The organism is Paenibacillus sp. S33, from assembly GCF_053615415.1.
Map to the genome: position 1 here is coordinate 1,033,218 of NZ_JBSIEZ010000001.1, position 14,626 is coordinate 1,047,843.

The 14,626-nt window shown below is 44.1% G+C and carries 13 protein-coding genes; 11 read left to right on the forward strand and 2 right to left on the reverse strand.

All coding sequences use genetic code 11. The features are described from left to right. The first annotated feature begins 82 nt into the window (after positions 1-82). The 9 genes from ACWGXJ_RS04835 to ACWGXJ_RS04875 all read left to right on the forward strand — a co-directional run bounded on the left by ACWGXJ_RS04835 (position 83) and on the right by ACWGXJ_RS04875 (position 9,874). Positions 83-703, forward strand: coding sequence for a deoxynucleoside kinase (locus tag ACWGXJ_RS04835; protein WP_061830657.1), 621 nt, complete (start codon positions 83-85; stop codon positions 701-703). Continuing rightward, entirely contained in the window at positions 703-1,344 is a 642-nt protein-coding gene (locus ACWGXJ_RS04840; RefSeq protein ID WP_069291171.1) for a deoxynucleoside kinase, read from the forward strand. Before ACWGXJ_RS04835 ends, ACWGXJ_RS04840 begins: the two co-directional genes overlap by 1 nt. Positions 1,345-1,541: 197 nt before the next feature. After that, on the forward strand, positions 1,542-2,543 hold the full coding sequence (locus ACWGXJ_RS04845; RefSeq protein WP_452567865.1) for a Gfo/Idh/MocA family protein: 1,002 nt from the start codon (positions 1,542-1,544) through the stop codon (positions 2,541-2,543). Between the two features lie 324 nt (positions 2,544-2,867). Continuing rightward, the gene (locus tag ACWGXJ_RS04850; protein WP_452566307.1) at positions 2,868-3,893 is read left to right on the forward strand and encodes a methionine ABC transporter ATP-binding protein; all 1,026 of its coding nucleotides are present in this window, start codon (positions 2,868-2,870) and stop codon (positions 3,891-3,893) included. Next, positions 3,883-4,545 carry a methionine ABC transporter permease gene (locus ACWGXJ_RS04855; protein WP_069291173.1) on the forward strand — a complete coding sequence of 221 codons (663 nt, stop codon included), beginning with the start codon at positions 3,883-3,885 and terminating at the stop codon, positions 4,543-4,545. Before ACWGXJ_RS04850 ends, ACWGXJ_RS04855 begins: the two co-directional genes overlap by 11 nt. 43 nt (positions 4,546-4,588) lie before the next feature. Beyond that, entirely contained in the window at positions 4,589-5,476 is an 888-nt protein-coding gene (locus ACWGXJ_RS04860; protein ID WP_023987134.1) for a MetQ/NlpA family ABC transporter substrate-binding protein, read from the forward strand. Between the two features lie 64 nt (positions 5,477-5,540). Next, the gene (locus ACWGXJ_RS04865; RefSeq protein ID WP_254351152.1) at positions 5,541-6,749 is read left to right on the forward strand and encodes a M20 family metallopeptidase; all 1,209 of its coding nucleotides are present in this window, start codon (positions 5,541-5,543) and stop codon (positions 6,747-6,749) included. A 256-nt stretch (positions 6,750-7,005) separates the two neighbouring features. Then, positions 7,006-8,445: a metallophosphoesterase gene (locus ACWGXJ_RS04870; RefSeq protein WP_452566308.1), complete on the forward strand. Its 1,440-nt coding sequence runs from the start codon at positions 7,006-7,008 to the stop codon at positions 8,443-8,445. A gap of 202 nt (positions 8,446-8,647) precedes the next feature. Continuing rightward, entirely contained in the window at positions 8,648-9,874 is a 1,227-nt protein-coding gene (locus ACWGXJ_RS04875) for an RtcB family protein (protein ID WP_452566309.1), read from the forward strand. Between the two features lie 116 nt (positions 9,875-9,990). On the opposite strand, the gene ACWGXJ_RS04880 is transcribed toward ACWGXJ_RS04875, so the two are convergent. Next, positions 9,991-10,881 (reverse strand): shikimate dehydrogenase, encoded by an 891-nt coding sequence (locus ACWGXJ_RS04880; protein WP_452566310.1) that lies wholly within the window; start codon positions 10,879-10,881, stop codon positions 9,991-9,993. Positions 10,882-10,910: 29 nt separating this feature from the next. Further along, positions 10,911-12,101 (reverse strand): MFS transporter, encoded by a 1,191-nt coding sequence (locus ACWGXJ_RS04885; protein ID WP_322174329.1) that lies wholly within the window; start codon positions 12,099-12,101, stop codon positions 10,911-10,913. Positions 12,102-12,317: 216 nt separating this feature from the next. Here ACWGXJ_RS04885 and ACWGXJ_RS04890 point away from each other — a divergent pair, with 216 nt between their 5' ends. Further along, the gene (locus ACWGXJ_RS04890; RefSeq protein ID WP_322174327.1) at positions 12,318-13,229 is read left to right on the forward strand and encodes a LysR family transcriptional regulator; all 912 of its coding nucleotides are present in this window, start codon (positions 12,318-12,320) and stop codon (positions 13,227-13,229) included. A 130-nt stretch (positions 13,230-13,359) separates the two neighbouring features. After that, positions 13,360-14,622 (forward strand): MFS transporter, encoded by a 1,263-nt coding sequence (locus ACWGXJ_RS04895; RefSeq protein ID WP_081330725.1) that lies wholly within the window; start codon positions 13,360-13,362, stop codon positions 14,620-14,622. Positions 14,623-14,626 lie beyond the last annotated feature (4 nt).

The window sequence follows — 14,626 nt, forward strand, 5'->3', positions numbered from 1 at the left end:
TATGCCTTTAGCGTACTACCTTGTGATACAATAGGATAGTTGTCCACAGGATGGACTGGAGTACAAGGAGGAGCAGAACCCCATGAAACAAGCCCCATTTATAGCCGTTGAAGGGCCAATCGGAGCAGGTAAAACGACGTTAGCTTCGATGCTTTCAACCGAGCTACATTTGCCGATGATCAAAGAGATTGTCGAGGAGAACCCATTTCTCGATAAATTTTATCAAAATATAGATGAGTGGAGTTTTCAGCTGGAAATGTTCTTTCTCTGCAATCGGTACAAGCAGCTGGAGGATACTGGTTTGCAATATATCGAGAAAGCTCAGCCCGTTATTTCTGATTACCATATCTACAAGAATTTAATTTTTGCCGAACGTACGCTTAAGGGTGTGAAGCTCGAAAAATATCGTCAAATCTATCATTTGCTCACAGATGATATGCCTAAGCCGGACATTATCATTTATATTAGAGCAGATTTGGATACCTTGCTGGGGAGAATTCGCAAGCGTGCACGCTCTTTTGAACAGGAGATGGACCCCGCCTATCTGGAGCAATTGATCATAGATTATGATAAAGGCATGCAGTTTCTCGCTGAACAGTCCCCTTCCCCTCGTATATTGACCGTGAACGGGAATGAAATTGATTTTGTAGAAAATCAGGCACAATTTAAACAAATTGTTTCCGATGTAAAGGAGCTTATATAGTGAATAATTACAACATTCCTGCGAGTGCCCTGATTACGGTAGCGGGCACAGTGGGTGTAGGCAAATCTACGCTGACTGGTGCTTTGGCCGGACGTCTTGGTTTTAAAACCTCTTTGGAGCAGGTTGATCATAATCCCTATCTGGAGAAATTTTACCACGATTTCGAAAGATGGAGCTTTCATTTGCAAATTTATTTTCTCGCGGAACGCTTCAAGGAACAAAAGAATATTTTCTTGTCTGGTGGAGGTTTTGTACAGGATCGTTCTATTTATGAGGACACAGGCATTTTTGCGAAAATGCATGCCGATCAGGGAACGATGAACCCTACCGATTATGAAACGTATACTAGCCTGTTTGAGGCGATGGTGATGACACCGTTTTTCCCACACCCTGATGTGTTGATCTATTTGGAAGGCAGCTTGCCTTCCATACTGAGTCGGATTGAGGAGCGTGGTCGCGAGATGGAGATCCAGACCGAGCGATCCTATTGGGAGCAAATGCATCGCAGATATTCCAATTGGATCAACGAATTTGATGCCTGTCCTGTACTGCGTCTGAACATTGATGAGTATGATGTACACGACCCAGCTTCCATGGATGCCATTTTGGAAGAAGTAGGAAAAGTGATATCAAAAAAATAGAGATATAACCCCAAATAAATGACAGGGACTGTGGTACAATCAGTATAAATTATGCTGATAGGCTACAGTCTTTTTTTGTCGAATGAACATGTTGAGGCATGAGATATGAATATCGGTATAGTGGACAAGTTTAGGCTGGAATGCGAGAATAGGTACATATGAATTGTAATGACTCACGGGAAGGATGGGATACTGTGATGCGTTTTGGTATTGTTGGAACCAACTGGATAACAGAGAGGTTTATTCAAGCTGCGATGGAGACGGACGAATTTTCTCTGACGGCGGTATACTCACGCACAGAGGATAAGGGTAAAGCTTTTGCTGACAAATATAACAGCCAGCCGGAGGTTTTTACAGACCTGGCGCAAATGGCCGCAAGTGATCAGGTCGATGCCGTATATATTGCCAGCCCCAATTCCTTACATGCGGAGCAGGCGATCTTATGTATGAATCACGGAAAGCACGTGTTGTGTGAGAAACCCTTTGCGTCTAATGCAGCAGAGGTGAAGAGCATGATCGAAGCCGCGCGCAACAACGATGTTCTGCTGATGGAGGCCGTTAAATCCACACTGATGCCTAACTTTAAAATAATAAAGGATCATATGTATAAAATAGGCCGGGTTCGGCGTTATTTTGCAAGCTATTGTCAATACTCCTCACGCTTTGATGCTTTTAAGCAAGGTAAGGTATTGAATGCGTTTAATCCGGCCTTTTCCAATGGTTCCTTGATGGACCTTGGAGTGTATTGTTTGTATCCTATGGTGACTTTGTTCGGCAAACCTGAGGAGGTTCGGGCGGTTGGTGTACTTTTATCCTCTGGTGTCGATGGCGAGGGCAGTATCGTGATGAAGTATCCTGATATGGATGCTATCGTCATGTATTCCAAAATTACAGATTCCTATCTGCCTGCTGAAATTCAGGGTGAGAATGGAACGATGGTGATCGACAAAATCAGCCAGCCCTATGAGGTGAAAATTCATTATCGGGACGGCACGGTTGAGGATCTGACCAAAGCTCAGACGCGTGAGCCAATGTATTATGAAATTCAGGAATTTATTGATTTGATCAAGAGTGGTGAACGCAACAGTTCCATTAACTCCTTGGAGTGTTCACTTACAGTCGCTGAAGTGATGGAGGAGGCAAGACAACAATTCGGCCTTCGTTATGAAGCAGACTTAAAAAATACTTCTGCACATTAGTCTGTGGAATGATCGAGATTGCAATGCACAAAGGGCTGCCGGTTTGCAAACTTTGCAAATATACGGTTAGCCTTATTTGGCTTTGTAGCCCTAAAAGTGTAAGCAATTGTGATGACAGGAGTCAGAAGGCTATATTCATTTTTTATTGACAGATTCTCCTTCTTGTCTTAAGGTGTTAACAATGCAATATACAGTTAAATAATCCCACTTTCGGTCAAACGAAGATTAGGGAGTTTTTTTTAGGGTATAAATCCGATTAAATCCACCGGATTACTAAAATGGGATGGAGGAATACATACATTGTAGACGTAAGGAGGAAGCAGTTTGATAAAGTTTGAACAAGTTAGCAAAATATTTACCTTACCCAATCGTAAGGTAAATGCTCTCGAAAAGGTTTCGTTATCGGTTGAAAAAGGAGAAATTTTCGGCGTGATTGGTTTTAGCGGTGCAGGTAAAAGTACGCTGCTGCGGCTTGTCAATTTACTGGAACGCCCCTCAGAGGGACGAATTGTCGTTAATGATCAGGATGTTACTCAGATACGTCCTAAGGAACTAAGGAATTTAAGAAGACGGATCGGGATGGTATTCCAAACCTTTAATTTGTTTAACTCTCGTACTGTATATGGGAATCTGGCTTATCCTCTAAAACTGGCTAAACTGTCCAAGACACAGATAGATGCTCGTGTTAAGGAGCTGCTGCAATTTGTTGGATTGGAGGACAAAGCGGATTCCTATCCTGAGCAGTTATCTGGCGGGCAAAAGCAACGGGTCGGCATTGCCAGAGCACTGGCGAATTCGCCCGATATTCTCATCTGTGATGAAGCGACCTCGGCCCTCGACCCGGAAACGACAGAAGATATATTGAGGCTGCTGAAAAAAGTAAATGAAGAGTACCAGATTACGATCTTGCTCATTACCCATGAAATGAATGTGATTCGCAGTATTTGTGACCGTGTGGCGGTGATGGAGAATGGTAGGGTGATTGAGCAGGGCAGTGTGTTCGATGTATTTGCCAATCCACAGACGAAGACGACGAAAAATTTTATTCGCTCTGTACTGAATGATCAGCTTTCACCCAAACTGCTGAGCAAGATTCGGGAGCATCATGCTGGCCGATTGTACAGACTTGTTTTTCGGGGTGGGGCGACCAGTGAACCGGTGCTTTCTAGAGCGACACGGAAGCATAATCTGGATTACAACATTGTATATGGAAGTATTAATGAGCTACAGGGAGCGCTGTTCGGAAGTTTAATTGTCGAGTTAATCGGTGCAGACGATGAAGTTAACAAGGTCGTGGAGGAACTACGAACGACGGTGGAAGTCAGGGAGGTCGTCGATCATGAGAGTTAATTGGGATACATTTTGGCTCAAGGTAGTGGAGGCTACAGGGGAAACGCTTTTGATGGTTGTTGTCACGCTGATTTTTGCCAGTATTCTGGGGCTTATGATTGGTTTAGTACTGTATGTGACACGTAAAGGGAGCTTGTTTGAAAACAAATTTGTGTTTATGTTTCTGAATTTGCTGATTAATATCATTCGCCCGATTCCGTTTATCATTTTTTTAGTGGCGATTAGCCCGTTTACGCGTTTAATCATGGGAACCACGATTGGAACCTCGGCGGCTATTTTCCCAATGACTATTGTAGCGGCCTTTGCTGTAGCGAGAATTGTGGAAAATAATCTGGTCTCCATAGATCCGGGCATGATAGAAGCTGCCAAGGCACTGGGTGCGACTCCATTTCAGATCATCACGGGTGTGTTGATTCGGGAAGCGCTGGGACCTTTGATTCTTGGGTTGACGTTTATTACCGTGGCCTTGATTGATTTCTCTGCCATGGCTGGTACGGTGGGCGGAGGAGGCCTTGGGAATCTGGCAATGACCTATGGTTATCAACGATTCGATACCTCGGTCATGATTGTCACGATTGTTTTGCTGATTATTTTTGTACAGGTCGCCCAATATGCGGGGAACTACTTGTCTCGTAAATTTCTACGGCGCTAATGGAAACAGAGTATTATACATAACGATTAAAGGGGAAATGAAAATGAAAAAAATATTTCGCTTGGGTTTACTAGCTATTCTTAGTGTAGCGGTTCTATCTGCTTGCTCGGCTAACGGTTCGGGCTCAAATGCAAATGAAAAAGTACATGTTAAAATCGGGGTTTCAGGATCTGAGGACACGTATTGGGATGTGCTCAAGAAGAAAGCAGAGGCCAAAAACATTGAAATTGAGCTGATCAGTTTCTCGGATTATACATTACCCAATAAGGCGCTCGCCAATAAAGAGGTAGATTTGAATTCCTTTCAACATTTGGCCTTTCTCAGTCAGTTTAATGTAGAAAATGATGTGAATATCGTCCCTATTGGTGCAACGATTATCGCTCCGATGGCACTATACTCTGAAAAATTCAAAAACGTATCGGATATTCCTGACGGCTCAAAAATTGCTATACCGGATGATCCCTCCAATCAGGGACGGGCTTTAAAACTGCTCCAGTCTGCAGGGCTGATTAAGTTGAAGCAGGATGCGGGCCTGTATCCAACCACGGATGAAATAGAAGGTAACCCTAAAAAGCTGGAGATTGTCCCAGTTGTTGCCCAGCAGACGCCGCGCGTCTTGTCTGATGTAGCCGCCTCAGCTGTGAACAGCGGTGTTGCTACGGATGCTGGGCTCAAGCTGGACGGAGCCATCTACAAGGATGATGCAAGCAGCGAAGAAGCGAAGCCATATGTGAACGTGTTTGCTGCCCGTGCGGAGGATAAGGATAATGCGACTTACAAAACGATCGTGGATTTGTACCATGATGCTGATGTAGCCGAGGCGGTAAAACAGGATTCCAAAGGAGCTAACGTCGTGGTAGACCAGTCTGCCGAAGAGCTACAGGCCACATTGGATAAGCTGGTAGCAGATGTTAAAGCACAAAAGAAATAAGAATGTTGAACAGAAGTAGGGTTGGAAGCATACTAATCTATTTTCGAAACGAGGAGAGATTGCGATGAGTACAACGAATACGGTCGATACACATAGACAGCGGATTATTGAGAAAATTGAGGAGTCTCGTCAGCTTTACACGGAAACGAGCCGGTTTATTCATGCTAATCCCGAAATCGGCAATCAAGAATTTCAAGCTTCCCAGGCACTGACGGGTATTTTAGAGCAAGCGGGGTTTGAGGTAACTCGTAATGTAGCGGGACACGAAACCGGATTTGTTGCACGTAAGGCTTCTGCTAGGCCAGGTCCGAAAATCGGATACTTGGCTGAATATGATGCATTGCCCGGTCTGGGCCATGCTTGTGGCCACAATATTATCGGAACCGCAAGCACGGCAGCAGCCATCGCCTTGGCGCAGGTGATCGACGAAACGGGAGGTGAGGTGTATGTGTTCGGTACACCAGCGGAAGAAGGCGGTCCTAATGGTAGTGCAAAAGGCAGCTTCGTGAAGCACGGGCTGTTCGAAGGGATTGATGCTGCACTGATGGTTCATCCATCCGGTGTGACCCGGCTGACCTCACCAAGTCTGGCAGTTGATCCGCTAGATTTTCATTTTTACGGCAAAGCGGCTCATGCCGCAGGATCACCAGAGCAGGGAATCAATGCGCTCGATGCGGTGCTACAGTTGTTCAGCGGTATCAATGCTTTGCGTCAGCAACTGCCGACCGATGTGCGTATTCATGGCATCATTACGCATGGAGGAGACGCGCCCAATATCATTCCGGACTATGCGTCGGCACGCTTTTTCATTCGGGCAAGTACTTGGCAGCGCACAGAGGAGGTTTCCACGAAAGTTCGCCATATCGCAGATGCTGCTGCTTTGGCAACAGGAGCCACTGTGAAAATCGAACGTTTTCAAAATGAAGTGCGTGATTTCATTCTGAACGATACGCTGGACGAGGTAGTAGGTCGTGAACTGGAAGCGCTGGGAGAACAGCTGGATCGTGGCCCTCGTGCCGGACTGGGTTCGACGGATGCGGGGAATGTGAGCCATGTTATCCCGACTGCACATGCTTACATTAAAATCGGTCCAGATGATCTCATCGCTCATACGGTGGAATTCAGGGAAGCGGCTGGCTCTGAGAAGGGTGAGGAAGCCTTAGTGACTGGAGCCAAAGCGTTAGCCTTGTCAGGCTTGGAGCTACTGGTGAATGAAACACTACTGGTTGCGGTGAAGGAAGATTTTAAGCGTACGCATTCAGTGGCACAGTAAGCCAAATCCACACAGGGCATAGAGAGCTGTCTAATATGAGCGTTATAGTTGAAGAGGATATCCTTCAGTCTGGTTGGCTGCATGGATATCCTTTTTTCATTTTCTTATAAGCTGCTATCCTTGCTCCTCAATGGCTAGGTCACTCATAACCTCATTTTTACAAAGTACTATATTTCCAAAAACAACGTATTAACAATTGATTGTTATGATCATAATTATAACTTTTACATATTTAACCGCAAAGAGGAGTGTACACATGTTTAAGAAGTTTCAAAAATGGTCAGCAACATCTATGTCTATTGCTCTTATGCTAGGTTTGATTACTGGTCCGTCTGCTTTGCCTGTCTATGCTGAATCACCAGGGATCACAGATGGTATTAGTAAAGTTACAGCTACATTTTATGGAGACACTAAAGGCTCCAAAGGATTTACCTGGTATACTTCAAAACTTCTCACGAACAGCACTGTTCAAGTAATAAAGAAAACGGATTCAGAAGCTGATTTTACGAAAGCTATCGTATTCGTAGGCACTTCCTCTCCATCGACCAATTCTGCAGAAGAGCTTGTCCATAAAGCCGTAGCTACAGGTCTTCAAGCGGACACAGCTTATTATTATCGTGTGGGTGATGCAGCGCGCGGGATATGGAGCGAAACAGGTACGTTTCAAACGGCTCCTAAGAGCGGTGAATTTACCTTCATTGATTTAGCTGATACACAAGCAAAAAGCGAAGATGAAGCCATATTGTCTTCACAGACGCTCGAAAAAGCACTTCAAACTGTAGGTAATGCTCAGTTTGTAGTCCACAACGGAGATATCGTAGACACCGGTACCAAAGAAGAGCAGTGGGACTGGTTGTTGGGACATTCACAAAAAAGCCTTTTGAATACAACCATTGTTCCTTCAGCAGGTAATCACGAGGATGAGAACTACGCTTTTTATGATCACTTTAATATTAATGAACCAGCTGGTTCTGCTACTAAAACAGGAGCGTACTACTCCTTTGATTACAGCAATGCTCACTTTATCGTACTGAACTCCAATGAGGACTCAGAGAAATATGCCAATTTTTCTGAAGATCAAGTTGAATGGTTAAAGAAAGATGCTGCGGCAGCCAAAAGGGCAGGTGCAAAGTGGATCATTGTTAACATTCATAAAGGTCCCTATACCACCTCTAATCATGCAACAGACTCTGACATCATAGATAGTAACGGAGTTCGTAACCAGATTGCACCTTTAATGGCTGAGCTGGATATCGACTTTGTTGTGCAAGGGCACGATCATATTTACGCTCGTACGAAACCAATCAATCAAGAGGGTAAAGCAACAACGCCAACAAAAGTAAAAGATACATTAAATGAAAAGACGATTGAATATAGTGTGAATCCAGACGGAAGTATCTATGTAATCCCAGCAACCGCTGGCCCCAAAGTTTACTACAAGAACCCAAGCGAAAAACTTGGAGATAAGTACTATAATCTCTTTGAACTAGCTGAAGAGAATCATGCGGCAGTATATGGCCCAGATCCGAGTGACAATCGTAGACCTACACGAGGACAGGTACAGAATTTTGTTGGCATCACCATAGACGGAAACAAACTTACAGCCGTAACGTATGAAATTGATCAAAACAAAAATGATGCCAAACCTTTTATTGTGGATCAATTCGGAATCATCAAAAAAGATTGGTATAATTGATTTCATAGTTTCTAAATGATTATAAAAGGATATCCTACAGTCTGGTTGGCTGCATGGGTATCCTTTTTCATTTTCTTAGGGGATATCTACTATTGTACTTGTAATACTTACGCCCTGTTCGGAAGCTGGTAAAACGTACATAATGCAATTAACGACTTTATAAGTGTAATCATGGAGTGACTTACAGGAGGATGAAACGACGATGGCTTATCAAGAAATCAATGGAGTACGAGTATGGGGAGCACCTGATCCAGGGGCATTATCTCAAGCCCGTACATGTGCCGAAAACGGCAATGTGATTCAGGCGCTGCTGATGGCAGATCATCATAAAGGCTACAGTCAGCCGATTGGCGGTGTGATGGTGTATGACGGACAAATTTCGCCTTCAGGTGTCGGGTATGATATTGGTTGCGGGAATAAGGCGGTAAGAACCAAGCTATTTGCAGCAGATATTATGCCGCGTATTTCAGTTGTGATGGATGAGATTGCACGTCATATTTCGTTTGGCGTAGGTCGTGTGAATGCGATTCAGGTAGACCATGAGCTGTTCGATGACCCGGATTGGGCAGTATATGCGGCGATTGGGAAACAAGAACATGACAAACTGAAGTCCTTGGCGAGAGAACAGCTGGGTACAGTAGGGAGTGGTAATCATTTTGTTGATATATTCGTGGAGGAAGCGACAGGGCAGGTCTGGATTGCCAATCATTTCGGCAGCCGGGGCTTTGGACACAAGACAGCAAGTGGGTTTCTAAACTTGGCCGCTGGACGAGAGTTTCTCGGAAAGGCGCCGGGAGAGCATATGGATCAACCGCCTGTGCTGCTGGATATGAACAGTGAGTTGGGGGACATGTACTATCGTGCGATGCGTCTTGCCGGACGCTATGCGTATGCGGGACGTGACTATGTGATAGAACAAGTGCTTGGTATTATGGGAACCGAAGCAGACTTTACTGTGCATAATCACCATAATTACGCATGGAAAGAACAGCATGATGGGCGTGACACCATTGTGGTCCGCAAAGGCGCCACTCCCTCGGCACCTGGCCAGATGGGCTTTATTGGAGGAAGCATGGGCGATATTTCGGTGATTGTGCGTGGAAGAGATACGGTAGAAAATCGGGATTCCTACTATAGTACAGTCCATGGCGCAGGTCGTATTATGAGTCGTACCCAGGCAGCCGGTAAAATGAATTGGAAAACCCGTACACGGAGTGGTGGACAAATCACGGACGTACAGATGAAGGAGGCCGTTCGGAAGTATGGTGTCGAGCTGCGCGGAGCCGGTACAGATGAAAGCCCGTTCGTCTACCGTAAACTACGCGAGGTACTGGATGCTCATTCCGAGACCGTGGAAGTTATGCATGAACTGAAGCCTATTGGGGTATGCATGGCTGGGGCCAATGAATTTGACCCTTATAAGGATTAATCAAAAGACTATGCCCGGCAGAAGTGTTCATTCGCCGAGCATAGTCTTTTTAGTACATGCATGAGTATATAATAGAAGGAATTCATTGCTTAGTGCACTTGTTAGCAGCTCTATGTCTACAGCTGATCAGCAAAAAGCTGTTCTTTAATATAAGCGACTGGCATCTCTTGGCCTGTCCACAGTTCGAAGGCTAATGCGCCCTGCCACAGCATCATGCCCAGACCATTAATGGCGGTTGCACCTACGGATTCGGCTTGCTCCATCAGCTTGGATTTAGCTGGGCTGTACACTACATCGGTTACGATCAGGTTGGAACGAAGCATGGACACATCTTCAATCACACTTTTGCCTTCCAGCGGTTTCATACCAACACCTGTACCGTTAGCGAGAATATGACTTGTGCGGATCTCTTCACGTAGCTGTTCTTGATTTTCCAATGGATAGATGTTCGCCTTGACTTGGGTGTGTTTCATATCTTCATTAATAATACGGACATTCTCTTCTGCACGAGCAAAGAACTGATCGTTACGGGCAAAGATTGAAATTTCAGCCAGACCTGCTTGAGCCGCTTCAATAGCAATCGGTGTAGCTGCGCCGCCAGAGCCGACAAGTGTCATTTTCTTACCTTTCAGGTCAATGCCGTGTTCACGCAAGTTGCGAACATAACCAGATCCATCTGTACTGTAGCCTTTCAGTTTACCATCTGTGTTCACGACGGTGTTGACGGCACCTGTAAATTTAGCGCTGTCGTCCAGCTCGTCAAGGTACTGTAATATAGCTGTTTTGTTAGGCATGGACACGTTATAACCGCGTATGTTCAGAGCGCGCATCCCCCGTACCACTTCTTCAAGTTGTTCATTTCCTACTTCAAAAGCCATATACGCGTTATTTAGACCCAGCTTTTCAAACGCAAAATTATGCATAGCCGGGGACAAAGAGTGTCCGATTGGTGTAGCAAGCAGTCCGATTAATTGTGTTCTTCCGTCAATACGTCCAGCATTTTTCATAATATAAGCCTCCAAGTAATCTGTGTGGTTTAATGAAATACTTTTTTATATCGATAAGCAACAAACACGGCCAGCAAAATACTGATTACAGCAATCGCAATATCCAGAATGAATACCGATGTAATTCCCAAACTTTTGGACATGCCCCCGGTAGCCAAAGGCATCAGGATGAACGAAAGACTGGCTGCTATGTTCACGAGAGAAGTCGTAGTGCCTTTGTTCTTGCGGAAAAATTCCGTCATAACCGTGAGGGCAATTTGGAATATGCCTGCGGTAGACAAGCCGATCAGGAATGAACTGATCAAAGTAGCGACAGGATTGTGCCATGTAATTAAAGCCAGCAAAGAAAGCAGGGCAATAAGCGGATATACAATCATGACAGTAATCGGTTTAATGAATCTACCAAGTACCACAGCTAACAAGATAACGGAAACCAATGAACCTATACTATAGTAGCTCAGCAGTTTAATGGCACTGGCTTTGTCCATGGCCAGGGCCTCTTGTCCAAAGGTAGGAAGCCATAGCTGCACGATCATGAACAATACAGTAGAAGTAAAACCGATAATAATCAGAGATAAACCTTCTTGCCAAAACTTAGGCTCGCTGCGGAAAGTATCTGTGGATTGGGCAGCCTCGTTTGAAGCCTTTTGTTCCTCTGCTTTGTGATTGGGGAAAGCTGTCATCGACAAGAAGATACCGTTCAGCAGATAAATCCCTGCTGGAATAAAGAAGGAATATCCATAGAACATGTCGTGATTAATAAAGAAAGCAATCATGAATGGAATCACAATAGCACCGATCGAGATGGATGCTTTGACCAGTACCGTTGCAGACCCGGCTTTTTTTCCGAAACCTTCAATTAGTGCAGGATACGTTCCTGCATCCATCATAGAGTTGCAAAGCCCTGCGATAATAGCAAACACGAATGCCAACGTATAGTTAGGCGCAAGCGGAATGCCGATCAGGAAGATTAAATAAGCAAATGATGCAATAACAATGAGTGGTTTTCTTCCGTATTTGTCTGACATTTTTCCGGCTACCCCGAGAGCGAGCAGCTTACCGATCCCAATCGCGGACACCAGATAGCCGATGGCTGCTTTATCCGTGTTCAATTGAACGGTCAGGAAGCTCATATTCGACGATAGAATAACATTGATCATACCCAGAAGAAAATAGTTGATGTAAAGCCCTGCTGCCATTCTGATATAAGGATTTTTCATAAGTGTAACTCCCAACTTAAATTTTAGATCAATGGCCTAGGTAGGCATCGTCCAGCTGTATTACATTACGCCTACATACAAGTGAAATTATTCACATTCTTTCTATGTCATTATTATATAAGGAGTGTTATTATAAATCCAATGCATATTTTTATCGTTTTTCATAGTTTGGGTCTATAATTTAAAATATGAATTAAAGAAGGAGAGTACATAATTATGAACCTGAAGCACTTACAATATTTTCGTGTACTTGCGGAGATGGAGCATTTTACCCAGGCAGCTGTGCGGCTATGTATTACTCAACCCAGTTTAAGTCATGCGATTTCAGAATTAGAAAAAGATTTGGGAGTTCATCTGTTCGAGAAGCAGGGGAGAAATATTCGGTTAAACAAATACGGACGATTTTTCCTAAAGTATGTGGAGCACGCGATGGATGAATTAGAAAAGGGAGAGCATAATTTACGAGAGTTAGTGAGTCCAAGCCATGGAAATATAGATTTGGCGTTCATTTACACGTTAGGCTCACACTTCATTCCAGCGATCATTCAAGCCTTTTCAGCTCTGGATGCCCATAAAGATATCTCCTTTTCTTTTCACCAAGGGAATACGAACGATATTATCCAGGGGCTAAAGCAGGAATATTATGATGTGGCGTTCTGCTCTCACATGGAAAATGAACCGGATGTGGAGTTTATTCCGTTGGCTCAGCAGGAACTGGTTGTCATTGTTTCGCCTGATCATCCACTGGCGTCTCTAGACCAAATTGATCTCAAGGATACAGCCGATTATCCGGTGATCTTCTTTAACAAAAAGAGTGGGGTCCGGCCCATTATTGAAAATTTGTTCGCCAAAGCGGGTGTTACGCCACAGATTATTTGCGAGATTGAAGAGGATACAGCAATGGCAGGACTGGTGTCTGTCAATTACGGAATTGGGGTTATGCCTCGCATTTCATCGTTAGATTATTTTAACGTCAAAACATTACCTATTATAAATCCAGAATACGAGCGTTTTATCTACCTAGCCAGCATCAAAAATAGATATTTATCCCCGGCAGTAGTGGACTTTCGGAACTTTGCACTAAGTTACGGCAAGGAGTTCTATCTGAAAACGCATCAGCGCGTCTAGGTCGAGCTCCCGCAATATTTAAACTTGATAAATCTTAAAATGTGTTCTATACTTCATCATCGACACAGGTAATGTGAAATGATTCACATTTTTAATACTACAAGACTTACTTACAAAAGCAGGTGAATTCATGATGAAACGTTCTTCTTTTCCAGTGGCGACAGGCCTTTATGTAAACTATCTTTTGTTCGGCATGTTTAATATTATGCTAGCGTCCCACATGTCTTTTTTAACAGAGCATTTGCATACAGATCAGGCGGGCATCAGTCTCTTGGTTTCTGCGATGGGATTTGGCAGGCTGTTTACGCTGTACATATCCGGCGTGCTCTCCGACCGTTATGGTCGTAAGCCGTTTATTGTGGCAGCAGGGCTACTGATGGCTGTATTCTTGGTCGGTATACCGCTGAGTCCCAGCTTTGAGATGGCGATCGTACTGGCAGTGCTGGCAGGTGTAGCGAATTCTTTTCTTGATTCAGGTACTTATCCAGCGCTGATCGAAGCTTTCCCCCAATCCTCTGGTTCGGCTACAGTGTTAGTGAGAGGTTTTATATCCGTCGGGGCGGCATTTTTGCCGTTAATGATTATCTTTTTTATGAATCACGACATTTTCTACGGGTTCTCTTTCTTTTTACCAGCCCTCATATTTGCTTTAAATGCAATTTACTTGTTCAAGATGAAGTTCCCAGACATGCGGGTTCAGTCACCCAAGAAGCCAGTTGGTGATACTTCTGTATCAAGCGTTGAGCAAACGGGAAAATTGGAGACAAATGACCGAAGTAAGCCGCGGTTTTGGCAGGAGGGGCTATGTCTTATCTTGCTCGGATTTACGGGACCTACCTTGCTTTATATTGTGCAATTATGGTTGCCTACTTTTGGACAACAGTTTATCGGTATGACCGAATCAGAGTCTCTCAGATTATTAGTTTATTACAATGTCGGTTCGCTGATTTCCGTGTTTGTATTGGTAATTGTGTTAAGAAAATGGGTTAAACCTGTTCACATTATTCTTATTTATCCATGTATTTCCTTGTTGGCTTTTGGAGCGCTTCTTCTTTTCAAGTCAGGGGCGGCGGCCATTATTTGTGCGAGTGTCATTGGGTTTTCAATATCGGGTGTACTCCAGCTGACGTTAACTGTAATGAGTGAATTTTTTAGTCAACGAAAAGGACAGATTACTGGGTTTGTTTATACAGCAACCTCGCTGTCATACACGATCATTCCTGTGTTTACAGGCTTTCTTTTGAAACATTCTCAGATATCGAGTGTTTTTATGCTAGCTATTATTGTGAATGTGCTAGGGATCGTACTGGCGGTGTTTGTTAATTTTCGGTACAGTTTAGTTTTTCCAGCAAGTCGCAAATTGTCCCCTAAAATCGTACTGGATACCAAATAAATGA